The following is a 22,910-nucleotide window of genomic DNA, read 5'->3' as shown; positions in this document are numbered from 1 at the left end:
ATGAGCCTGACGATGGACAAGGTGTTGCAGCAGGCACGCCCGGTACTGCCGGTACTGGTGATCGAGGACGTCGAGCTGGCGGTGGACCTGGCGCGTGCCCTGCACGCCGGCGGCATCAGCGTGCTGGAAGTGACCCTGCGCACCCCGCGCGCCCTGGATGCCCTGGCGGCGATCCGCCAGGCCCTGCCGGAGCTGCTGGTGGGCGCCGGTACGGTGATCCATGCCGAGCAGTTCCAGGAAGCCCGCGATGCTGGCGCGCAATTCACCGTCAGCCCCGGCTGCACCGAACGCCTGGCCGCCGCTGCCGAGGATTCCGGCCTGCCGTACCTGCCGGCCGTGATGACCCCGTCCGAAGTGCTGCTGGCGCTGGAATACGGTTATCGCTCGCTCAAGCTGTTCCCGGCCAATGGCGCGGCCAGCGTGAAGATGCTGAAAAGCTTCAAGGGGCCGTTCACCGGTATCCGTTTCTGCCCCACTGGCGGCATCACCGTGGACAACCTGCTGAGCTTCCTGCGCCTGCCCAACGTGGCCTGCGTCGGTGGCACCTGGATTGCTCCGGACAACCTGATCCGTGCCCGCGCCTGGGACCAGATCACCTTGCTGGCCAGCGAAGCCTGCGCCCTGGCCGCCAGCGTGGAGAGCAAGGCATGAGCTGGGATCTGCCGACCCCCTTCGTCATCGACCTGCAGGTAGCGGCCGAGGACATCGATGGCCTCGGCCATGCCAACAACGCGGTCTATGTCAGCTGGCTGGAACGCTGCGCCTGGCGTCACTCACAGAGCCTGGGCCTGGACCTGAGCGAGTACCGCCGGCTGGACCGCGCCATGGCCGTGCTGCGCCACGAGATCGACTACCTGGCCAGCGCCTACGAAGGCGAAGAGCTGCAGATGGCCACCTGGATCGTCGAGTCCGACCAGCGCCTGAAGATGACCCGTCACTTCCAGCTGTGGCGCCCGGCCGATGCCAGCACCCTACTGCGCGCGCAGACCACCTTCGTCTGCATCGAGCTGTCCAGCGGCAAGCCCAAGCGCATGCCGGTGGAGTTCATCGAAGGTTACGGTCAGGCCCTGCTGGAGCCTGCTGCGCTGCAAGACTGAGAGCTGTTTACCCCCGTGGAGGGCAGATGCGGATCGCTTTTTCTCCCTCTCCCTCTCCCTCTCCCTCGGTTTTGGCTTCCTGCGTCACGATCCACAGGGATGTGGTGAATGCCGCAAGCCCGCCGGGAGCGGGCGCGGCCCTACCTCCTGCATCCATGCAGTCGTCTCCCACAAGTGGGAGAGGGGAGCTTCCGCGATCCAAAGCGACTCTGAGTGTGCGCTTCAGTTCAGCTTCAGATGCCGGCTGAGCAGGGCGCGCAGGGCGGCCGGTTTGACCGGCTTGGCCAGGTAGTCGAGGCCGGCGGCGTGCACGGCGGCGATCAGTTCCGGGCGACCGTCAGCGCTGATCACCACGCCCGGCAACGGTTCACCCAGGCGGGTGCGCAGCCAGGCCATCAATTCGGTGCCGGTGTCGCCCTCATCCAGGTGGTAGTCGACCAGCGCCAGTTGCGGGCGCACGTCCTCGGCCAGCAGGTGCTCGCATTCCAGGCGGTTGCGCGCCGTCCATACCTGGCAGCCCCAGCGTGACAGCAGACTGTGCATGCCGGTGAGGATGCTGTCCTCGTTGTCGATGCACAGCACCTGGGCGCCACCGAGGGCCTGGCCATTGAGTTCCGGCAATGGTTTGCGCGGACTGCTTACGGGCAAGGCGGTCGTCGCCAGCGGCACGCTGACGCTGAATACGCTGCCCTTGCCCGGCCAGGAGCGCACCTGCAGGCGATGGCCGAGTACCCGGCAGAGGCCGTCGGCAATCGCCAGGCCCAGACCCAGGCCTTTCTCAGCGCGGGTCTGGTGACTGTCCAGGCGCTTGAACTCCTCGAAGATCACCTTGCGCTTGTCCTCGGGAATGCCGGGGCCGCGGTCCCAGACTTCCAGACGCAGGTTCTGCCCCTCGCGGCGCACGCCGAGCAGCACATGACCCTTGGCATAGCGGAAGGCGTTGGTCAGGAAGTTCTGCAGCACCCGGCGCAACAGGCGCGGGTCACTTTCGATGCGTAGCTTGCTCGGGCACAGGCGAAAATCCACGCCCTGCTCCTGGGCCAGTACCTTGAACTCGGTGCCCAGCGCATCGAACAGCTGGCTCAGCGGGAAGGCGCTGAGGTCGGGGGTGATGCGGCCGTTTTCCAGGCGCGAGATATCCAGCAGGTCGGTGATCAGGTCTTCCGCCGAGCGCAGCGAGCTGTCCAGATGGCGCACCAGTTCGCGCGCCTCGCGCGGCAGGGCGTCTTCTTGGTGGGAGAGGGCGGCGGAGAACAGCCGGGCAGCGTTCAGCGGCTGCATCAGGTCGTGGCTGACCGCGGCGAGGAAGCGGGTTTTCGACTGATTGGCGCTTTCCGCCACGCCCTTGGCCACGCCCAGCGCCTGGTTGAGTTGCGACAGTTCACGGGTGCGGGCATCGACCCGCTGCTCCAGACCTTCGTTGGCCTCCTTGAGCGCCTGCTCGGCTTCGCGGAAGGCGGTGATGTCGGTGAAGCTCATGACGAAGCCGCCGCCGGGCATGGGGTTGCCGATCAGCTCGATGACCCGGCCGTTGGGAAACAGCCGTTCCGAAGTGTGCTGCTTGCCCTGGCGCATCCAGTACAGGCGCTTGGTCACGTGTTCGTCGACTTCGCCGGGCCCGCACAGGCCGCGCTCGGCGTTGTAGCGGATGATCTCGGCAATCGGTCGGCCAATGCTGATCAGGCCTTCCGGGTAGTCGAACAGCTCCAGGTAACGACGGTTCCAGGCCACCAGGCGCAAGGACTGGTCGACCACGCTGATGCCCTGGGTGATGTTCTCGATCGCACCCTGCAGCAGGGCGCGGTTGAACTGCAGCACTTCCGAGGCTTCGTCGACGATGCGCACCACATCCTCGACCTGCATCTCCCGCCCTTCGATGGCCGCGCGCACCACGGCGCGGGTCGAGGAGGCGCCGAGCACGCCGGCGAGCAGGCGTTCGGTGTGGGCGATCCATTCGCTGTCGGCGTTCTGCGTGGGGTTGAACGGCTTGCCCTGGGTATAGGCAAAGCGCAGGAAACTCTGCCGTGCGCGTTCTTCGCCGACGAAGCGCGCGGCCAGTTCCTGCAGGTCGGCCACCTGCACCGCCAGCAGGTTACGCGAACCGGCCCTGGCATTCAGCTCCTGGCCGATGAAGCGCCCGGCCTGCCAGTGCTCGGAGACCCGGGTGCGCGAGAACCAGGAGACCCCGCCGAACAGCACCCAGTTGCCGGCCAGGGACAGCACCACACCGCGGGTCAGCGGGTCGATGTCGAAGCCCAGCGGGTAATACAGCAGCTCCGGCAGCAGCGGGAAGCTGTTCAGCGACCAGCGCAGGCCACCGGCCACCAGGGGCAGAACCAGGGTGTAGAACCACAGGGCGCAGCCGGCGGCGAGGCCGGCGAACACGCCGCGGCGGTTGGCCTGTTTCCACACCAGGGCGCCGAACATGGCCGGTATCAGCTGGCCGATGGCGGCGAATGACAGCTGGCCGATGGTGGCCAGGCTGGCGTTGGTGCCGAGCAGGCGATAGCAGACATAGGCCAGCAGCAGGATGATCAGGATGCTCAGGCGCCGCGCGCTGAGCATCCAGTGGCGGAAGGCCTCGAACGGCCGCTCGGTTTTCTGCCGGCGCAGCAGTACCGGCAGCAGCATGTCGTTGGAGATCATGGTCGACAGCGCCACCGAGGCGACGATGACCATGCCGGTGGCCGCCGAGGCGCCGCCGATAAAGGCCAGCAGCGCCAGGGCCGGATGGGCCTCGGCCAGCGGCAGGCTGATGACGAAGGAGTCCGGCTGCACGCCGGATGGCAGCAACAACTGCCCGGCCAGGGCGATGGGAATGACGAACAGCGCGGCCAGCAGCAGGTAGGCCGGGAATACCCAGCGCGCCAGGCGCAGGTCCTTGGGTTCGATGTTTTCCACCACGGTGACATGGAACTGGCGGGGCAGGCAGACGATGGCGGCCATGGCCAGGCCGGTCTGTACCAGCATCGCCGGCCAGTTCACCGTTTCCGCCCAGAACGCCTGCAGCTCGGGGGCCTGGATCGCCTGGCGGGAGAGGTCGGCGAAGCCATCGAACAGGCCCCAGGTGACGAACACACCCACGGCCATGAAGGCCAGCAGCTTGACCAGCGACTCGAAGGCGATCGCCAGCACCATGCCCCGGTGATGCTCGGTGACATCCAGGTTGCGCGTGCCGAACAGCACGGTGAACAGGGCGAGAATCAGCGACACGATCAGCGCCGTGTCCTGGCCGCGGGTCGGGCTGGGGGTGGCGCCGATCAGTAGGTTGACGCCGAGCACGATGCCTTTCAGTTGCAGGGCGATATAGGGCAGTACGCCGACCAGACAGATCAGCGCCACCACCACGGCCAGCGACTGCGACTTGCCGTAGCGTGCAGCAATGAAGTCGGCAATCGAGGTGATGTTCTCCTGCTTGCTGATCATCATCATCTTCTGCAGCACCCAGGGGGCGAACAGCAGGACGATGATCGGCCCCAGGTAGATCGGCAAAAACGACCACAACTGGCCGGCGGCCTGGCCGACCGCGCCGAAGAAGGTCCAGCTGGTGCAATAAACCGCCAGCGACAAGCTGTAGACCCAGGCCCGCACGCGCGGCGACAGTGGTGCGCGGCGGCGGTCGCCGTAGAAGGCGATGGCGAACAGGATGGCCATGTAGACCAGAGCGACCAGGGCGATCAATCCGCTGGACAACGACATGCAGACTCCACGGGGCAAGGGCGCGCAGGCGCTCCGGGTAGCCAGTAGTCTCGCATGGGTTCTGCCGTGCGTCAGGCAGACTATGGTCGCAAGCGCCTTGAGCCGCCGCCGGCGCCCTGTTAGCGTGGTCGGCCGTGGAGTTTTTCTGGAGCCTGGCGATGTTTGAGCCACTACCCACCGTTTTGCAGCAGGGAGCGCTGCGTCTGGACCCGCTGAGCGAGGCCGATCTGCCCGGCCTGCTGGCATTGGCCGAGGCCAATCGCGAGTCGCAACAGTTCATGAGTGGCACCACCCGCCCGGACTGGTACCGCAACGCCCTGGCCGAGCACAAGGCTGCGCAGGCCGTGGTGTTTGCCATCCGCCTGGCTGGCGAGCTGGTCGGCACCACGCGGTTCTTCGACTTCAATGCCAGCCTGCCGTCCTGCGAGATCGGTTACACCTGGCTGGATAGCCGTCAGCACGGCAGCGGGCTGAACAGCATGATCAAGTACCTGATGCTGCGCCATGCCTTCGATGAGTGGCGGATGGTACGGGTGCAATTGAAGACCGCGGCGAGCAACCTGCGCTCGCAGCGCGCCATCGAGAAGCTCGGCGCCGTGCGCGAGGGCCTGTTGCGCAACCAGCGTCGCCTGGCCGACGGTCGCCTCGACGACACAGTGATGTTCAGTATCACCGACAGCGAGTGGCCCCAGGTCAAGCAACAGCTGGAAGCGCGCTTCGGCGCCTGACCGCGCATGTGCTGTTGATTGGTTGCGCTACGGATGCCTTCTGGTGCGGGCGGCTTCAGCCGCGATAGCGCGGTGACCGGCTGACGCCGCTTCGGCAAACGTATTTGACCGACTGCGCAAGATTGTTCAAGACGACGCGTTGATGATCGGCTAGCCTCGCTCGCTCAAGGAGGTTCCATGTCCCGTCATCACGAATTCCTGCAGGGCGCCCGCGACATGCTGCCGATGCTGCTCGGCGCCATGCCCTTCGGCATCATCTTCGGCAGCCTGGCCGGCGCTGCCGGCCTCACGCCCTGGCAGACCATCGGCATGTCCGTGCTGGTATTCGCCGGCTCGGCGCAGTTCATTGCCCTCAGCCTGCTTGGCGGTGGAGCGACCCTGGCCGTGTTGCTGCTCACCACCCTGGTGGTCAACCTGCGCCATGCCCTGTACAGCGCCAGCCTGCAACCCTTCGTCCGTCATCTGCCCAAGCGCTGGCGCATGCCGCTGGCCTTCTGGCTGACCGACGAGGCCTTCGCCGTGGTCCAGCACCGCTATGCCGAGACGGATAGCTCGCCGCACAAGCACTGGTATTTCCTCGGTGCTGCGCTGGCGATGTACCTGAACTGGCAGCTGTGCACCCTGATCGGCCTGGTGTTCGGCCAGTCCGTGCCGAACATTGCCGCCTGGGGCCTGGATTTCGCCATGCTCGCCACCTTTATCGGCATCGTCGTGCCGGTGCTGCGCAATCGCCCGCAGGTGGCGGCGGCAGTGGTCGCCGGCGCCGTGGCCCTGGTCGGTCACGGGCTGCCCTACAAACTCGGACTGATGGCCGCGGCCGGTGCCGGGATTGTGGTCGGCGTGGTCCTCGAGCGGCGTTACCGCCTGCTGCAGGATGAGGTGTTCTGATGGAAAACTGGCTACTGATTTTCGGCATGCTGGCGATCACCTTCACCACCCGCTACAGCCTGTTTGCCTTCCCCGACTTGCGTTTCCCGGAGCTGGTGCGCCAGGGCCTGCATTACGTACCGACGGCGGTGCTCACCGCCATCGTCGTGCCCGGCATGCTACTGCCCGATGGCCAGCACCTGGCTCTGAGTCTGGACAATGCCTATCTGCTGGCCGGGCTGGTGACCATCGGCATCGCCGCGCTGACGCGTAATCTGTTGGCGACCATCGCGGGAGGCTTGCTGGTGTTCTTCCTGCTGCGCTGGTTGTTTGGGCAATTGCCGCTGTGAGTGGCGGCTTTTGTCCGGCGAACCCGCAAAAGCCGCACGCGGGTGTGGCGCCGGCAGGCTGACCTATTGTCCAATGCTCAGCGGCCCGCTCGGCCTCAGAGACAGGAACAAGGACGATGACCCAACACTCGCAATTTGCCCTGCTGGGCACCCGGCGCTTTCTGCCGTTTTTCCTCACCCAGCTGCTCGGCGCCTTCAATGACAATATCTTCAAGCAGGCGCTGATCCTCGCCATCCTGTTCAAGCTGAGCATCAGCGGCGACCGCGATCTGCTGGTCAACCTGTGCGCCATGCTGTTCATCCTGCCGTTTTTCCTGTTCTCCGCCCTGGGTGGTCAGTTCGGTGAGAAGTTCGCCAAGGACGCCCTGATTCGCGTGATCAAGCTGGCCGAGGTGCTGATCATGGCGGTCGGCGCCATCGGCTTTGTCCTCGGCAATCTGCCGCTGATGCTGCTCACCCTGTTTGCCATGGGCACCCAGTCGGCGCTGTTCGGCCCGGTGAAGTATTCGATCTTGCCGGTGGCGCTGCGCGAGCATGAGCTGGTCGGCGGCAATGCCCTGGTGGAGATGGGCACCTTCCTGGCCATCCTCGCCGGCACCATCGGCGCGGGGATGCTGATGGCCAGTTCCAGCTATGCCGTTCTGGTGGCAGGGGCGGTGGTGCTGGTGGCCTTGGCCGGTTACCTGGCCAGCCGCTCCGTGCCGCGGGCGGCGGCGGCCATGCCGGAGCTGGTGCTGGACTGGAACATCGTGCGCCAATCCTGGCGGATCATGCGCCTGGGGCTGGGCCAGCGTCCGGCGGTGTCGCGTTCGCTGGTCGGCAACTCCTGGTTCTGGTTCCTCGGTGCGGTGTACCTGACGCAGATTCCGGCCTTCGCCAAGGAGTTGTTGCACGGCGACGAGAGCGTGGTGACGCTGATCCTCGCGGTCTTTTCCATCGGCATCGGTTTGGGCTCGATGCTCTGCGAGCGCATGAGCGGGCACAAGGTGGAAATCGGTCTGGTGCCGTTCGGCTCCATGGGCCTGAGCCTGTTCGGCATTCTGCTGTGGTGGGTGTCCAGTGACTTCCCGGCCGTGGCGACCCCCTATGACTGGCTGAGCCTGCTGGGCGTGGCCCAGGCCTGGTGGATCATGGCGGCGATCTTCGCCATCGGCCTGTTCGGTGGCTTATATATCGTGCCGCTGTACGCGTTGATCCAGTCGCGTACGGTGGAGAAGGAGCGCGCGCGGGTCATCGCCGCTAACAACATCCTCAACGCCTTGTTCATGGTGGCCGCGGCGCTGGTGTCGATCCTGTTTCTCAGCGTGGCCAAGCTGTCGATCCCGCAGCTGTTCCTCGCCATCTCGCTGATGAACATCGCGGTCAACGCCTACATCTTCAAGATCGTCCCCGAATTCACCATGCGCTTCCTCATCTGGATGCTCAGCCATTCGATGTACCGCGTGCGCCATCAGGGCCTGGAGGCGATTCCGGACGAGGGCGCGGCGGTGCTGGTGTGCAACCATGTGTCCTTCGTCGATGCGCTGCTGATCGGCGGTGCGGTGCGCCGGCCGGTGCGCTTTGTCATGTACTACAAGATCTACAACTTGCCGGTGCTCAACTTCATCTTCCGCACCGCCGGTACGGTGCCGATCGCCGGGCGCAGTGAAGACGAGAAAACCTATGAACGGGCTTTCCAGCGCATCGCCCAGTACCTGGCAGAGGGGGAGGTGGTGTGCATCTTCCCCGAGGGTAAGCTGACCACCAGTGGCGAGATCGACGAGTTCAAGGCTGGGGTGGAGCGCATTCTGGCCGCTAACCCCGTGCCGGTGATCCCCATGGCGTTGCAGGGCCTGTGGGGCAGCTTCTTCAGCCGTGCGCCGCACAAAGGCCTGTTCAAGCGCTTCTGGTCGCGCATCACCCTGGTCGCCGGGCAGCCGATGCCAGCCGACACCGGGCGCCTGGTGCTGCAAGAGCAGGTGGCGCAGTTGCGGGGTGACGTGCGCTAGGTTCACCGTCATGAAAAAAGCCCGCTACTTGGCGGGCTTTTTTCTGTCTGTATCTCAATGGCTGAGCTTCAGCCCCAGCAAGCCGGCGACGATCAGCCCCACGCTGAGCAGGCGTAGCAACGCCATCGACTCGCCGAACAGGATGATCCCGGCGATCACCGTGCCCACCGCACCGACTCCGGTCCAGATGGCGTAGGCGGTACCCAGGGGCAGCTCCTTCATCGCCAGGCCGAGCAGCGCCAGGCTGACGATCATCGCGCCAACGGTAAGCAGGGTAGGGAGGGGGCGGGTGAAGCCGTCGGTGTATTTCAGGCCGACAGCCCAGCCGACTTCGAACAGGCCGGCGAGCAACAGGATGAACCAGGACATGGAGAACTCCGCATTAAAGCTAAGAATGCGGGCCGTCCCAGGTGATCACTCGTGAGGAGTAGCAAGGTCGTCCTTGCGCTGTGCGTTATTTTGCACATTGCCTTGCGCAGGGCAAGCTCACCGGGATGAGCGGGCCCTGGCAGGTGTTGCCAAAGTTGTCAGATAGGTCAGATTCCCTCCGGAACCTCTTCACCACCGAGGGCTTCGAACAGCGCTGGCAGGAAGTTGCAGAAGGTCAGCATCATCAGGGTGAAGCTGGCATCCAGCTGGCCGAGGTTGTCGTCGCCGCCATCCTGCGCGGCCTGGTCCTGCAGCAGGTCTTCGAAGCGCAGGCGCTTGACCACCAGCTTGTCGTCGAGCATGAACGACAGCTTGTCCTGCCAGGCCAGAGACAGCTGGGTGACCAGCTTGCCGGTGGACAGGTGCAGCTGGATTTCCTCGCTGGTCAGGTCCTGGCGCTTGCAGCGCACCACGCCGCCGTCTTCGGCGGTGTCGCGCAGCTCGCACTCGTCGAGGACGAAGAAGTCCGGCGCGGCCTGTTGCGACTTGACCCAGTCGGTCATGGTCGCGGTCGGCGCCATCTTCACCGACAGCGGGCGCACCGGCAGCGAACCCAGCACTTCACGCAGGGTCGACAGCAGGTCTTCGGCACGCTTGGCGCTGGCCGAGTCGACCAGAATCAGGCCGAGCTTGGGCGCGATGGCGGCGAAGGTGGCCGAGCGGCGGACGAAGGCGCGCGGCAGGAAGGACATGATGATCTCGTCCTTGAGCTGGTCGCGCTCCTTCTTGTAGACCTTGCGCATCTGTTCGGCTTCGATCTGCTCGACCTTTTCCTTCAGCGCATCGCGCACCACACTGCCCGGCAGGATGCGTTCTTCCTTGCGCGCAGCGACCAGCAGGAAGTCACCACTGACATGTACCAGCGGGGCGTCTTCACCTTTGCCGAAGGGGGCGATGAAACCGTAAGTGGTCAGCTCCTGGCTGGCACAGGAACGTGCCAGCTTGGTGGCCAGTGCAGCCTCCAGTGCCTCGGCATCGAAAGGCAGATCCTGGGTCAGGCGATAGACAAGCAGGTTGCGGAACCACATGGGGGTGACACTCCAATTGCGCAAAGCGCGCATTATTCTCTGCCAGGGCCGATTGGCCAAGCTGTCGCTAAGCCTTTGGAACGCCTGCAAAATTTTTTAAAAAAAGAGCTTGCCAAGGTTCGGGTCGCTGTCTAGAATGCGGCCCACTTCGAGAGTGAAGGGTGATTAGCTCAGCCGGGAGAGCATCTGCCTTACAAGCAGAGGGTCGGCGGTTCGATCCCGTCATCACCCACCATCTCGCTCACGAGGTTACGCGCAGCGGTAGTTCAGTCGGTTAGAATACCGGCCTGTCACGCCGGGGGTCGCGGGTTCGAGTCCCGTCCGCTGCGCCATACATAAGCCTTGGTTAGACTGAAGACCAAGACTGGAAGAAACGACCGAAAGGTCGTTTTTTTTTGCCTGCGATTTACCGCCGCAGGCATGGTAGCCACCTACTTAATGCGGTTTTTCGCACAGGCTGAACTATTCCAGGCTCTGCGGTTCCTACTGCCGTAGCCAGTAATCGGCGCAGGCTGCTAAGCTCGCGCACTCACCGATAGCCTGCTTCAGGGCGCTCCAACAAGGATCAAGCATGAAACAACATCGTTTAGCCGCGGCAGTTGCCCTGGTAGGCCTGGTACTGGCCGGTTGCGATTCGCAGACCAGCGAAGTCGAACTGAAAACTCCGGCGCAGAAGGCTTCCTACGGCATCGGCCTGAACATGGGCAAGAGCCTGGCCCAGCAAGGCATCGACGACCTGGACCAGAAAGCCATCTCCGCCGGCATCGCTGACGCCCTGGGCAAGAAAGAGCAGCAGCTGAAGGACGAAGAGCTGGTTGAAGCCTTCACTTTCCTGCAGCAGCGTGCCGAACAGCGCATGCTGGCGCTGAATGAAGAGTCGGCCAAGGCTGGCAAGAAGTTCCTCGAAGAAAATGCCAAGAAAGAAGGCGTGATCACCACCGCTTCCGGCCTGCAGTACGAAGTACTGAAGAAAGCCGATGGCGCTCAGCCGAAAGCCACCGACGTGGTGACCGTTCACTACGAAGGCAAGCTGACCGATGGCAGCGTGTTCGACAGCTCCGTCGAGCGCGGCAGCCCGATCGATCTGCCGGTCAACGGCGTGATCCCGGGTTGGGTCGAAGGCCTGCAACTGATGCACGTCGGCGAGAAGTACAAACTGTACATCCCGAGTGCCCTGGCCTATGGCGAGCAGAGCCCGACCCCGGCCATTCCGGCCAACTCGGTGCTGGTATTCGAGCTGGAGCTGCTGGCGATCAAGGATCCCGCTGCTCAGCAGTAATACCTGCTGGTACACACAACGCCCCGCCTAGTCGGGGCGTTGTCGTTTCTGTAGGTTACAGAAGAACAGTAGGCTGACTTACGGGTCTGAAAAGAGAGGACGCGAGGCGCGGGTGTTACGGTTATGCACATTCGCCGAGTTACCCGCGTGGCGCTGACTGTTACGTTTTTCCTGAGCATTGCTCGGATGCTAACTACATGATTTTTAATGACTTTATGCTCTGAACAAAAAGTGCCCGATCTGTGCGTAGGCCGCATGGCGTGGGCGTTTGCCTGGTCTATCGGATAATTGTGCACAAGGTTATCCACAGCTTTGGTGGATAACCCTGACAAGCCCAGCAGGCATGCGGGTTGTGGAGAAAGACGATGAATGTTCCCGCTCATTTGAAGCGTTACTTGCAGGCGGCACAGGCGCTTCTTGCTCGCGGCAAGCTGCCAGGCATGTTGGCTGCGGTGCTGCAAAAGAGTGCCAGCAAGGGTGGCCGCCTGGGGGCTGTGCGCGAAGACCTGCGACTTCTGGTCGGCTTGTGCATGGCCTGGTGGCGGGGCGAATACCGGGCTATCGGCACCCAGGCGTTCCTCAGTGTGGTCGCCGCCCTGCTGTATTTCCTCACCCCCCTGGATGCGCTGCCGGACTGGCTGCTGGGTATCGGTCTGTTGGACGATCTGGCAGTGCTGGCCTGGGTTCTGCGCACCTGGCGCGGCGAGCTGGATGCCTATCGCGCCTGGCGGGACTTGCAGGCGCCCGCGGAGCTGTTGCTGATCGAGCACGTGCCGGCGGTGGATCGGCTGCCGGAATGATCCTGGGCGGTTGAACAGCTTTTTGCCTGGCGTGTTGCGAAACACTTGTAACGGCGGGGCGCTATGGGTCACCCTCTGCCTATGGCCCAGTTGTTAAGATAGCGGCCTGCAAGGAGGGCGCCGGGTAAGTCGGCGCTGCAGTCCACGGAGAGTGTTGATGAGTGTGCAAGTGATCACGCGTGACGGTGAGGCTGAATATGCGGTGCTGCCCTGGGCCGAGTACCAGGCGTTGCTGCAGGCTGCCGGACGCACTGCGGCACCCGCGCCGCAAGAGCCGCAGGGGAATGCCGTAGCCCTGAGTGAGCTGGTCGCCCTGCGCGAGGCGCAAGGCCTGTCGCAGGCCGATCTGGCCCGCGCGGTGGGCATCAGCCCGCACTACCTGAATCTGTTCGAGAGCGGTGAGCGCCAGCCCGATGGGGCAATCCTCCGTGCGCTGGGGCGTGTACTCGGCGTGAGTGCCTGGGAGCAGGGTTCTTGAGCGTACGTATCCACCGCCAGCATTGGCAGGCCCTGCTGACCGAGCTTGAGGATGCCCGCCGCCAGCGGCATCTGTTGACTTACCGGGCACTGGTCGAGCGCCTGCAGCTGCCGACTCCGGCGATGCAGACCCTGACCGCCGCGCTGGAACATCTGGCGGCAATGGATGCCCGTGCCGAGCGCCCGTTGCGCAGTGCTCTGGTCATCAGCCAGGGTGCCAGCCGTTTGCCGCGCACCGGATTCTTCGAGTGCGTGAACCGCCTCGGGCGTTTCTCTGGGCCTTCCGATGGCATCGCCGCGGCATCCTGGCATGCGGCTGAAGTCGCCCGCGTCTTCGAGTTCAGTTATCCCGCCGAGGAAGCCTGAGTGCTCTGGCACCTGCGTGCCCGCCTGGGTTACCGGGTGGCGCGCGAGCTGTTCCACTGGCGCTGGCTGATGCAGCAGCCACGAGCCTGGACCTGGATGCAGGGCCAGTTCGCCCGCATGGCGGCGCAAGGCGATGTGTCGGCGCAGAGTTTCTACGGTCATCTTTTACTGTTTCGCGGCCAGGGCTTGGGTGCGCGCGAGGAAGGCCTGCGCCTGCTGCGTCTGGCGGCGACTGCCGGGGATGGCAAGGCCGCCTACCAGCTGGGCTTGATCAGCCTCAGCGGTGATAGCCGCCAGGCCCCGGATGGTGCTGAAGCGGCGCGCTGGTGGACCTTGGCGGCGCAGGCCGGCCATCCGCTGGCGGCCCATCGACTGGCCTGGTTGTACCGCGAGGGTGGGCCAGGCCTGGTGGTGGACGCCACGCTGGCACAGCAGTTTGAGCAGCGAGCCAGCGAGTTTGGTCTAGGCTGACAGGCTGTCCAGCACATGCATGCTGTAGCCGGGAATCGCCTTGGCGTGACGCTTGGCTTCCGATGCCAGGCTGGCCAACTGTCCGGCGTCCAGCTTGGCGCAGGCTGCGGACTGCAGTTGCACGACCCCCACGGACAAGGACAACAGCGGAAACTCCTCGCGCTGGCCCTGGCGGTTGTGGGCGACGAAGCAGCCAGCCTGCAGGTGTTCGTCGCGGTAGAAGCGCCGGCATTGGCCCTGGAAGTCTTCCAGCAGCAGCTGGATGCGTTTGCGCCAGTCGGCTGAGCCGAGTACCAGCATGAAGTCATCGCCACCGATATGGCCGACGAAGTCGCGGCTCGGGTCGACCCGTTCGTTCAGGCACTGCGCCAGGCACAGCAGCACCTCGTCGCCCTTGGCATAGCCGTAGAGGTCGGTCAACGGCGCGATTGGTGAAAAACCTCAGTAGAGGGTTCCGGTGTGTTCGACCTGGACATCTATTTTTTTATTAGCAAGCGATGCTGTTTATCGGGCAGGTAAATCTTTCTGTATTTAATGAACTCGTCAGGGTATTTTTTAAGACCTGTGGTTAATATTACTTGGTAGTCAATTCCATAATTATTGAGTTCGCCAATCTTAGCTAGGCAGCGCTTAAGATTTTCAATTTCCACTCCGGCTGTTTCTGGTGTGTCAATTATCAAGAATCTAGGAAAGGCTACATCGTCTTGCGATAAGGATAAGTTCATAAGAGCAAGGTAATACATTAGTCTTTTTGAAACACCAGAGCTTGCTTCTCTGTATTCTCCACTGCCAACAATGGGCAGATAATCCTCCATGCTGATACGCGCAGTCCTGCAATCTGGTAGTGACTCAGTCATTAGCTTGTTATAAATAGAGCTAAGCTTTCCTACTTTATCTTGGATATCAATTTTGGATTTGGCTTCTAACGCATTGGTAAGAATTTTTGAGTTTTCGTGATCTTCTCTTTTTCTATCATAGTCGTTTTGAAGGCGAACATTTTTGCTTTCTGCTTCAATCTGTTGACGTATTTTTTCTATGTCTTGACGAGTATCTAATATTCCATCGTCGATGTCGTTGATAGTGTCGAGGTCTAAGGGGGTGTCAAGATTATCAACGCGCTCTTCAATTTTTCGCATAAGCAATGGTATTTCAGCGTCCAACTGCTTAATGCTTAGTTGTATGCTATTTAGCTCTTGTTCGCAGTCTAAAATTGCAGTTTCAATTGTTTGAGTTGTTTTTATTTTGGCTTTGTAAATTTCTTTATATTCTTTGGATGTATAGAAAAAGCGTTGATATTGCTCTTCCTTGATTTCTGACCCGCATACGCAGTGACCTGTTGGTCGTTCGACTTTCCCTAAGCAATAAGGGCAGGTGTCAGCCGAAAATAAATTAAGCTGATCATGCGAGTGAATGATTTTTACTATTTGGGATATTTCTCTCAGAATGTTTTCTTTAACTAAATTCAGCTTCTGTTTTTCTCCAATTACAGAAATCAACCCTTGGTTGAAATTGCTTAGAGAAAGTTGTTTTTCAGTTATCAAGTTTTTAATGTCGATTAAAGCGTAGTCTATAGATGAACCTTTAGGTTCTCTGTTTTTCTTGAATTCATTTCGTGCTTTGTGGAGTCTTTCAAGCTGATTTTCTTTTTCCTGTAAAGATGCTTGAAGGAAAGATATATTTAAAGGTTCAGAGCTTCCCGAGAGTTCTTCGACAATTCGTGAATATTCTTTTAATAGCCCGGCTGCAATGTTTTTCTCTTTTTCGAGATTTTTAGTTTTGGATAGAGAGTCATAATACTCAGAGAATGTTTTTCCGACTAAAAGTTCGAAAATTGCTTTTCGTAAAAGCTCGGAGTCGTTCATGAAGTTGACTTGATTGTCCAGCTTCTTGTAAACCCCTCTAGGGTCTGGTTGCTGGTCATGATATATAAGGCGCATTAGGTCATTGAGATTTATTTTAAAATTTCTATGACCTTGGTATAGCTCTACTACTGATATCTTAAGTTTGGATAAAATCCAGTCTGAAAATATATGCCCGACTTCATGTGTGCGATGTATTTGAAATATGAGCGGGTGTGTGTCGTTATCTGAAAGTAAAATGGTTTCTTTGGTTTCAATATTGCATGCTTCTAGGATTGAAGAAACTGTTATATCTGTGTCGTCTATGTATCGAGTGAGTTTGTAATTCTCGTCGTTTATCTTTATATAAAGCTCGACTCGATTGTCTTTGTCTTCTGTAATTTCCTTGTGTTTTTCCTCCTCTCTTCGAATGAATTCGCTTACTCTGCCGCCCAGCCCAAAATATATTAGGTTGCAGAAGGTGCTTTTTCCGGTTCCGTTGTCGCCTTCAATCAGAATAAGGTTTTCGTCAAATAGAGGGGATTCATAATGGTAGTTTGCCCCTTCATAGATGACTTTTTGTATTCTTAAATTTCCCATATCTTGATGCCTCTGTCCCTATATACCTTGCTGAGGAATGTATCAAGAGTGATTGATGTGCTTCTTTGAATGGTTCTTTTAAAGCTTTCACAGTTGGCGTATTCACCGCTAAATACGTCTCTTGATAAAAAACCGTCAGGTAGTTTTTCTTTGTTGAGGGTGATGTTTACTAGTGTCTCTATGTTCCCTTGTGTAAGGCTTATGTAGCCTTTCTTTTCAAGGGTAAATAATATTTTTAATGTCTCGCTTCTTTTGGCGAGGCCGTTTGAGTAACTTTGGAAAATAAAATCCTTGTCTTTCTTGTGCAGTGGTTCTGTTTTTGATGCTTCTAAAATAATTGCGAGTTTTTTATTATTTACAATCTCGATTATGAAGGGCAGTTTTCTATAGTCCTTGAATTCTCTGCTTTTGGTGCAATTAAGGCAGTCGAGTACGATAATGATTGAGTAGGTTAATAGGTAGAAGTCGTCTGATGAAACGAACATTAAGCTTTTTTTGATTGCTTCGTTCATTCGGATTTCTCCTCGTCGAAGCATATGAAGCATGAGTCTATTAGATTAATTACGATGCTGTTAATTGTTTCTTTATTTGACAAGGTATAGGTGTAGTCTTTTTTAAGCTCTTCGATTGATTCAAATGCTTTATTTTGCAAAAGCTTCAATGTGTCGTCGAGAGAGCTTGGTTCTATTGATGAGGTGAACTTACTATTGTCGAAAAAATAGTCATCGCAAGCTGAAAAAACTCTATATTTTAGTGAGAGAAAGCTTCTGTTGCTGGCGTCTTCTTCTGTTTTTGAGCTACAGGCTTTTCTAGAAAGTGTTGCGATTTTTGACTTTGGATAGGTGGGACAAACATCAAGAATTTTTTCTTCTAGATTACGTTTGTCCGTAATTTCTTCTGAAATGGCTTTCAGTTCTTTCCAAATTGGGTCTAGCAGGAATTCGTTGACTTCAGATTCTGCCATTTTGAAAATCAACTCTACTTCGGCAGAGTTAATGAATCTTTCTGCAAAATCTTTGAAGTGTTGTTTTTCATCGATTTTGTCTAGCAGTTTTGCAAGGATTAATTGTTCTTTACCACTCATGCTGAGTTGGTAGTATTTGCTGGTTTTTATCAGCTTCTCAGTGCTTTCTTGCAGTGCAGATTCATCTTCCTGTCCAGAAAGCCAGTTGATTTTTTTGAGGAAGGATTTAAAATCTTCAATTGATATATCTTCAAGGGCTTTTAAATACCCTTTATATGGAAGGTTACTATATTGTTTTCTGTATTCGACTAGCAGTATAGATTTTACAAGGCTTGCTATGTCGTCTGTAATTTCTGAGTGATTTTGAAGTATTTCGAGTATTGGTTTGGGTGGAAGTTCTATAGCTGTACCATCGTCAAGCTCCTTCTTCCTCTCCTTCCCAAGATTTGTGGTTGTGTAGAAACTAAATGTAAAGGCAGTAGTGTGGCTTTTCTGCCATTTCCCCGTATATATATCGAAAAAACTTACGAGAGTGTTGAGGACTGCTTCTGAAAATATCGTAAAATTTTTTATGTCGTCGTAATTTTTATCTTCCTCAATCAGCTGCTCGGTGTTGAGGTTTATAGTTTTTATTATTGTTACATCTTCCTCTGCTTCAATCGCGGAGTAATAAAAATTTACGCTTGAGAGTTCGTTTGATGCTTCTAGTAGAAGCTTTGTGGCTCGAAGCTTTTGGAGCCTGAAACCTTTTGTTTTGTCGGCAGCATCCCGGTTTATTATTTGTGTCATAGGGACGTGTAATCCATTACTCAGGTGATTCGGATATTACGGTTATCCGAACCCTAACTGAAGCCGCCGGTGATGTCGATATGCCTCTATACCTCTATGCCTGAGATTTTTTGTCTCCAGCCTTCTCTGGATGTAGCCTTTGTTATTTGGGTGGATGGCATCGAAGGGTCAGTTCAACTCTGGCTCGTGCTGAGCTGTTGTCGCTTTTGGTTTGTTCCTGTTTATGCGTATCCCTACAGGTCTGGCACAACCCTATAGGGGGAAAACCGATACCCTTGATGTCGTTGAACGGCTTGAAACTGTCGATATCCACGTAACACACCGCCGCGTCGCGGCTCTGCTGTAACAGGCGGCTCAGGCATTGCTGAATCGGCACGTTGCCCGGCAGCAACGTCAGCGGGTTGGCGTAGCGGGCCTGCTGGATCTTCACCTCGGTGATCAGCTTGAGCACGTCGATCACCCGTCCCAGGCCACGATAGCGGCCCTGCTGGGTGATGATGAAATCCTCTTCGATGCGTTGCCGGGCGCGGCTGGTGAGCAGGCGGCTGACCTGTTGCAGCGACTGGCCGAGGTCGACGGCGAGAAAGTCCGTGCTCATCAGGCGGCTGATCGGCTTGCGCGCGAACAGGTCGGTGGCGAAGGGCTTGAGCAGGGCCTCGGACAAGGAGTGGCGATGGATGATGCCCACCGGTTGCTGCTGTTCGTCGAGCACGGCCAGCGAGTTGAGGTTGGCCTGGGCGCGGAAAGCTTCCAGCACCTCGGCGGTGGCCGTGCTGTGGCTGACCGCCTGCTGCTCATTGAGCAGGGCGCCAAGGTCGGTGCTTTCCTCGTGAATGCTGGTGACGCTGCTGTCCAGTTGCGGCAGCAGTTTGCGGGCATCGCGCGGCGGTTGTTCCTGCGGCCGGCCAAGCAGATAGCCCTGCAGCAGGTCCACGCCCATTTCGCTGAGCACGGCCAGTTCTTCTGCCAGTTCGATGCCTTCGGCGATCACCTGGGCGCGTGAGGCCTTGGCCATCTTCAGGATGGAACCGACGAATTCGCGCTTCACCGCATCCTTGTGGATGCCGTCGATGAAGTGGCGGTCGATCTTCACGTAGTCGGGGCGCAGCTCGGACCACAGGCGCAGGCTGGAATAGCCGGCGCCAAGATCGTCGAGGGCGATGGAGAAGCCCATGGCACGGTAGTGGTGCAGGGCGGTATCGAGCAGGCTGAAATCGTCGATCGGCGCCTGTTCGGTCAGCTCGATCACCACCCTGTCCGGGGTGATGCCGAACTCCTGCAGCAGCTTGAGGGTGCGCCCCGGCTGGTGAGTCGGCTCCAGCAGGGATTCCGGCGAGACGTTGAGGAACAGCTTGCCGTCCAGCTGCAGGTCACGGAAGCGACGACAGGCGCTGCGCCGGCTGGCCAGCTCCAGTTCGCTCAGGCGTCCGCAGTTGCGGGCCACGCTGAACAGGGCAATCGGTGAATGTAGCGGGCTGTTGGACGGGCCGCGGGTCAGGGCCTCGTAGCCGAGGATGCGCCGGTCGGCCAGGGCGATGATGGGCTGGAACAGGCTGTGTAGGTCGCCGTGAGCGAGGATCTGATCCAGTGCGCTCAACTGCTCGGTGACGGTCATGGCGGGTCTCGCAGGGCGGAAAATGATAAGGGCCGGTATCGCTACCGGCCCTTTCATTTCACGACAGAACGATGACGCTTTGATGACGTCAGAACCTGTCTCGGATCTCGCGAGCTAGAGCCAGACAAGGCAAAAATCACCGAGGGCGCGGAATTTACGTACTGTAAATGAGCAGCCCGAGGTGATTTTTAACGCCGTATGGCCGACGCGCAGCAGATCCGTGACAGGTTCTTAGTGCTTGGCCACCTGGGTATCCATGCCGAGGTAGTCGAGCAGGATGCGCCCGCTCTCACTCAGGTAGGCATCGTCTTCCGGCTTGGTCTTTTCCGGCTCGACGGGAGGGCTGTCTTCATCCTCTTCCTTGATTTCCTTGAGCAGCTCCTCGCCCTTGGCCTTGCGCTTGGTGTTTTCCAGGGCCAGCTGACGGGCCTCGATATCGGCACGCTGGCTGCGTCGGGTCTGCTCGTTGAGGCTGATGCTGGTCTGCTGCATCAGTTCCTGGGCCAGGGCCAGGCGCTCGCGGGTGAAGACGAAGTCCGGGTTTTCTGCCGTGCGCGCTTCATGGCGGGCTTTCAGCTCGGCCAGGAACGGCTTGAACGGATCGCTTTCCGGCTTGATCGCGGGGCGGATGCTGTCCCATGGCATGGCTTCGGGCAGGGCGCTCTCGCCAATTTCCTTGGTGTCGACGATGTCCGGGTAGGCAATGTCCGGCAGCACGCCCTGGTGTTGGGTGCTCTGCCCGGAAACCCGGTAGAACTTGGCCAGGGTCAGCTTCAGCTCGCCGTGGTTGAGTTCCTGAATGGTCTGCACCGTGCCTTTGCCGAAGGTCTGGCCGCCGAGAATCAGGCCGCGGTGGTAGTCCTGCATGGCGCCAGCGAAGATCTCCGAGGCGGAGGCCGAGAGGCGGTCGACCAGCACGGCCAGCGGGCCGGTGTAGAACACGCCCGGCTCCTCGTCGGCCAGCACATCGACGCGGCCGTCGCTGTTGCGCACCAGCACGGTCGGGCCCTGGTCGATAAACAGGCCGGTCAGCTCGGTGGCTTCCTGCAGCGAGCCGCCGCCGTTGTCGCGCAGATCGAGGACGACGCCGTCGACATTGTCCTTTTTCAGCTCGGTAAGCAGGCGTTTGACGTCGCGGGTGGTGCTCTTGTAGTTCGGATCACCGGCGCGGAAGGCTTTGAAGTCGAGGTAGAAGGCCGGCACCTTGATCACCCCGAGCTTGTAGTCGCGGCCGTCATGGTTGAGCTTGAGCACCGACTTCTGCGCGGCCTGTTCTTCCAGCTTGACCGCTTCGCGGATGATGCTGACGACTTTGCTGGTCTGGTCGCTCGGCGCATTGCTGGCCGGGATCACTTCCAGGCGCACCTTGGAGCCTTTCGGCCCGCGAATCAGCTTGACCACTTCGTCCAGGCGCCAGCCGATCACATCGACCATGTCCTTGTCGCCCTGCGCCACGCCAATGATCTTGTCGGCCGGAACGATCTGCTTGCTCTTCTCCGCCGGGCCGGCCGGCACCAGGCGTACCACCTTGACGTGCTCGTTGTCGGACTGCAGCACGGCGCCGATGCCTTCCAGCGACAGGCTCATGTTGATGTCGAAGTTCTCCGCGTTGTCCGGGGAGAGGTAGTTGGTGTGCGGGTCATAGGTCTGCGCGAAGGCGTTGATGTAGGTCTGGAACACGTCCTCGCCGCTGGTCTGGTCGAGGCGCTTGAGCTGTCTCTTGTAACGCTTGCTCAACAGTTCTTCGATGGCCTTGGGTTCCTTGCCGGCCAGTTTCAGGCGCAGCACTTCATCCTTCACGCGTTTGCGCCAAAGGTCATCGAGTTCAGCGCGGTCTTTGGCCCAGGGCGCGTTCTCGCGCTCCACCAGCAGGCTTTCCTCGACCTCGAAGTCGAGTTTTGAGGTGTCCTGGAGCAACTGGATGGCGTAGTCCAGGCGCTCCTGCACGCGCACCAGCTGGCGCTTGTACATGAGGAAGCCGGGCTCCAGGTCGCCGCTTTTCAGCAGGTCGTCGAATTTGTTGCGCCACTGGTCGAATTCGCCGATGTCGGCGGCGGTGAAGTAGCTGCGCGCCGGATCGAGGGTCTTCAGGTAGCCGTCGTAGATCTTCTGCGAGCGTGCATCGTCGAGCGGCGGCTTGTTGTAGTGATGGCGCTTGAGCAGCTCCACCACGTTGAGGCTGGCAATCACCTGCTCACGGTCGGGCTGCAGGTATTCCCAGTTCTCCGGGCCGGTCTTGGCGGCCGCGGACATAGCTTGCAGGCCCAGCACGAGAGCCAGGGCAGTAGAAGAGAGACGCAGCATGGTGATTCGACGCGAGGGCAATTGATAACGCATATTAGGCCGTCATGTGAGCGCCAGGTTCCATTGAGCCGGGCGGCAGAATGCAGAAAGCCCGGCACACAACGCCGGGGGGCTTGTTCACTATGGAGGCAGCATGAAGGCATTGCAAGGCGTCGAAGGGCAGGTGGAATGGTGCGAGCGGCCCGCTCCAGCCTGCGATGTAGGGCAGATTCGCGTGCGCGTGGCGGCCGCTGGGCTCAACCGTGCCGATCTGCTGCAGCGCGCCGGTCTGTACCCGTCGCCAGCGGGTAGCAGCGACGTGCTCGGCCTGGAGTGTTCCGGGGTAGTCAGCGAGGTCGGCGCCGGCAGTGCCTGGCAGGTCGGTGATCGGGTTTGCTGCCTGTTGGCCGGTGGCGGCATGGCCGAGGAAGTGGTGGTCGATGCCCGCCATGCCTTGCCGGTACCGCAAGGCCTGTCGCTGGCCGAAGCGGCGGCGCTGCCGGAGGTGTATGCCACCGCCTGGCTCAACCTGTTCCAGCTGGCCGGGCTGAAACCGGGCGAGAAGGTGTTGCTGCATGCCGGCGCTAGTGGCGTCGGCTCGGCGGCGATCCAGCTGTGCAAGGCTTTCGGCAGCCCGTGCTGGGTCAGTGTCGGCTCGACGGAGCGCCTGGCTTATTGCACCGGCCTCGGTGCCCAGGGCGGCGCGCTACGCGGCGAGAACCTGGCGAGCCTGCGTGATTTCGCCCCGTTCGACGTGATCCTCGATCCGGTTGGCGCGAACTACGCCGAACTCAATCTCGAGCTGCTGGCGCGTGACGGACGCTGGGTGAATATCGGCCTGATGGGCGGCAGCAAGGCGCAGCTGGATATGGCGCTGCTGCTCGGCAAGCGCATCCAGCTGAGCGGTTCGACCCTGCGCAATCGGGATGACGAGTTCAAGGCGGCGCTGCTCAGCGATCTGGGCCAGCATGTCTGGCCGCTGTTCGGCGAAGGGCGGCTGAAGCCGCAGCTGGAACAGAGCTTCGCGGCCAAGGATGTGCAGGCCGCCTTTGCCGCGCTAGCGAGCAATCAGGTGGCCGGCAAGGTGGTGCTGCTGATAGACGAGAGCCTGGTCTGAGAATCTGTCTACGATCTCTTGATCGTCGGCCATGCTGCGTTGCAATTGGGCTCGGGCTGCTCATTTACAGCTCGTAAACTCCGCGCCCTCGCCCAATTGCGCCTTGCCTGGCTCTAGCTCAAAAA

The 22,910-nt window shown here is 59.6% G+C and carries 20 protein-coding genes, 2 tRNA genes and 1 pseudogene; 14 read left to right on the top strand and 9 right to left on the bottom strand.

Features of this window, described 5'->3' with window-relative positions:
* Together HNE05_RS13215 and HNE05_RS13210 are read left to right on the top strand one after the other, a co-directional pair.
* Positions 1-651, top strand: a complete 651-nt coding sequence (locus HNE05_RS13215) for a bifunctional 4-hydroxy-2-oxoglutarate aldolase/2-dehydro-3-deoxy-phosphogluconate aldolase (RefSeq protein WP_173208057.1) — start codon at positions 1-3, stop codon at positions 649-651.
* On the top strand, positions 648-1,097 hold the full coding sequence (locus HNE05_RS13210) for an acyl-CoA thioesterase (protein WP_173208054.1): 450 nt from the start codon (positions 648-650) through the stop codon (positions 1,095-1,097). Before HNE05_RS13215 ends, HNE05_RS13210 begins: the two co-directional genes overlap by 4 nt.
* 222 nt (positions 1,098-1,319) lie before the next feature.
* Here the strand turns inward: HNE05_RS13210 and HNE05_RS13205 are convergent, their stop codons facing one another.
* Positions 1,320-4,796: a hybrid sensor histidine kinase/response regulator gene (locus tag HNE05_RS13205; protein ID WP_173208052.1), complete on the bottom strand. Its 3,477-nt coding sequence runs from the start codon at positions 4,794-4,796 to the stop codon at positions 1,320-1,322.
* A gap of 158 nt (positions 4,797-4,954) precedes the next feature.
* Here HNE05_RS13205 and HNE05_RS13200 point away from each other — a divergent pair, with 158 nt between their 5' ends.
* From HNE05_RS13200 to HNE05_RS13185, 4 genes are all read left to right on the top strand, one after another.
* Positions 4,955-5,524: a GNAT family N-acetyltransferase gene (locus HNE05_RS13200; protein ID WP_173208050.1), complete on the top strand. Its 570-nt coding sequence runs from the start codon at positions 4,955-4,957 to the stop codon at positions 5,522-5,524.
* 177 nt (positions 5,525-5,701) lie between these two features.
* Positions 5,702-6,412, top strand: coding sequence for an AzlC family ABC transporter permease (locus tag HNE05_RS13195; protein ID WP_173208047.1), 711 nt, complete (start codon positions 5,702-5,704; stop codon positions 6,410-6,412).
* Positions 6,412-6,741: an AzlD domain-containing protein gene (locus tag HNE05_RS13190; RefSeq protein WP_173208044.1), complete on the top strand. Its 330-nt coding sequence runs from the start codon at positions 6,412-6,414 to the stop codon at positions 6,739-6,741. The genes HNE05_RS13195 and HNE05_RS13190 overlap by 1 nt, the downstream gene beginning before the upstream one ends.
* A 116-nt stretch (positions 6,742-6,857) precedes the next feature.
* Positions 6,858-8,729 (top strand): 1-acyl-sn-glycerol-3-phosphate acyltransferase, encoded by a 1,872-nt coding sequence (locus HNE05_RS13185; protein WP_173208041.1) that lies wholly within the window; start codon positions 6,858-6,860, stop codon positions 8,727-8,729.
* A gap of 54 nt (positions 8,730-8,783) precedes the next feature.
* Here HNE05_RS13185 and sugE read toward each other — a convergent pair whose 3' ends face one another.
* The gene (gene sugE / locus HNE05_RS13180; RefSeq protein ID WP_173208037.1) at positions 8,784-9,098 is read right to left on the bottom strand and encodes a quaternary ammonium compound efflux SMR transporter SugE; all 315 of its coding nucleotides are present in this window, start codon (positions 9,096-9,098) and stop codon (positions 8,784-8,786) included.
* A 167-nt stretch (positions 9,099-9,265) separates the two neighbouring features.
* Entirely contained in the window at positions 9,266-10,186 is a 921-nt protein-coding gene (rdgC, locus tag HNE05_RS13175; protein ID WP_173211672.1) for a recombination-associated protein RdgC, read from the bottom strand.
* Positions 10,187-10,345: 159 nt separating this feature from the next.
* On the opposite strand from rdgC, the gene HNE05_RS13170 reads away from it, so the two are divergent.
* The 7 genes from HNE05_RS13170 to HNE05_RS13140 all read left to right on the top strand — a co-directional run bounded on the left by HNE05_RS13170 (position 10,346) and on the right by HNE05_RS13140 (position 13,579).
* Positions 10,346-10,421: transfer RNA gene (locus HNE05_RS13170), tRNA-Val, on the top strand.
* Positions 10,422-10,441: 20 nt separating this feature from the next.
* A tRNA-Asp gene (locus HNE05_RS13165) sits at positions 10,442-10,518 on the top strand.
* A gap of 239 nt (positions 10,519-10,757) precedes the next feature.
* Complete coding sequence (locus tag HNE05_RS13160) at positions 10,758-11,465, top strand: BamJ family beta-barrel-assembly machinery protein (RefSeq protein WP_173208034.1); 708 nt, start codon at positions 10,758-10,760, stop codon at positions 11,463-11,465.
* A 365-nt stretch (positions 11,466-11,830) separates the two neighbouring features.
* Positions 11,831-12,265, top strand: coding sequence for a YkvA family protein (locus HNE05_RS13155; protein ID WP_173208031.1), 435 nt, complete (start codon positions 11,831-11,833; stop codon positions 12,263-12,265).
* A 157-nt stretch (positions 12,266-12,422) separates the two neighbouring features.
* Complete coding sequence (locus tag HNE05_RS13150; RefSeq protein ID WP_173208028.1) at positions 12,423-12,743, top strand: helix-turn-helix domain-containing protein; 321 nt, start codon at positions 12,423-12,425, stop codon at positions 12,741-12,743.
* Positions 12,740-13,108: a hypothetical protein gene (locus HNE05_RS13145; protein ID WP_173208024.1), complete on the top strand. Its 369-nt coding sequence runs from the start codon at positions 12,740-12,742 to the stop codon at positions 13,106-13,108. Before HNE05_RS13150 ends, HNE05_RS13145 begins: the two co-directional genes overlap by 4 nt.
* Positions 13,109-13,579 (top strand): tetratricopeptide repeat protein, encoded by a 471-nt coding sequence (locus HNE05_RS13140; protein WP_219637193.1) that lies wholly within the window; start codon positions 13,109-13,111, stop codon positions 13,577-13,579.
* Here HNE05_RS13140 and HNE05_RS13135 read toward each other — a convergent pair.
* From HNE05_RS13135 to HNE05_RS13110, 6 genes and pseudogenes are all read right to left on the bottom strand, one after another.
* Positions 13,571-14,002 (bottom strand): annotated as a pseudogene (locus tag HNE05_RS13135) (diguanylate cyclase domain-containing protein); the annotation flags it as partial. The gene HNE05_RS13140 and the pseudogene HNE05_RS13135 sit on opposite strands and share 9 nt — an antisense overlap.
* Before the next feature lie 53 nt (positions 14,003-14,055).
* Positions 14,056-16,017 (bottom strand): AAA family ATPase, encoded by a 1,962-nt coding sequence (locus HNE05_RS13130; protein WP_173208021.1) that lies wholly within the window; start codon positions 16,015-16,017, stop codon positions 14,056-14,058.
* The gene (locus tag HNE05_RS13125; protein ID WP_173208018.1) at positions 16,005-16,529 is read right to left on the bottom strand and encodes a hypothetical protein; all 525 of its coding nucleotides are present in this window, start codon (positions 16,527-16,529) and stop codon (positions 16,005-16,007) included. The genes HNE05_RS13130 and HNE05_RS13125 overlap by 13 nt, the downstream gene beginning before the upstream one ends.
* Positions 16,526-17,770, bottom strand: coding sequence for a hypothetical protein (locus HNE05_RS13120; RefSeq protein WP_173208016.1), 1,245 nt, complete (start codon positions 17,768-17,770; stop codon positions 16,526-16,528). Before HNE05_RS13120 ends, HNE05_RS13125 begins: the two co-directional genes overlap by 4 nt.
* A 142-nt stretch (positions 17,771-17,912) precedes the next feature.
* Positions 17,913-19,385: a GGDEF domain-containing protein gene (locus HNE05_RS13115; RefSeq protein ID WP_173208014.1), complete on the bottom strand. Its 1,473-nt coding sequence runs from the start codon at positions 19,383-19,385 to the stop codon at positions 17,913-17,915.
* A gap of 231 nt (positions 19,386-19,616) precedes the next feature.
* Complete coding sequence (locus tag HNE05_RS13110; protein WP_173208011.1) at positions 19,617-21,689, bottom strand: carboxy terminal-processing peptidase; 2,073 nt, start codon at positions 21,687-21,689, stop codon at positions 19,617-19,619.
* A 133-nt stretch (positions 21,690-21,822) separates the two neighbouring features.
* Between HNE05_RS13110 and HNE05_RS13105 the strand changes: the two genes are divergently transcribed.
* Positions 21,823-22,785, top strand: a complete 963-nt coding sequence (locus tag HNE05_RS13105; RefSeq protein ID WP_173208009.1) for an NAD(P)H-quinone oxidoreductase — start codon at positions 21,823-21,825, stop codon at positions 22,783-22,785.
* Positions 22,786-22,910 lie beyond the last annotated feature (125 nt).

This window comes from Pseudomonas campi, from assembly GCF_013200955.2.
GTDB classification, from domain to species: Bacteria; Pseudomonadota; Gammaproteobacteria; order Pseudomonadales; family Pseudomonadaceae; genus Aquipseudomonas; species Aquipseudomonas campi.
The sequence above is the reverse complement of the archived record's forward strand: the minus strand, read 5'-3'. Positions and strand labels throughout refer to the sequence as shown.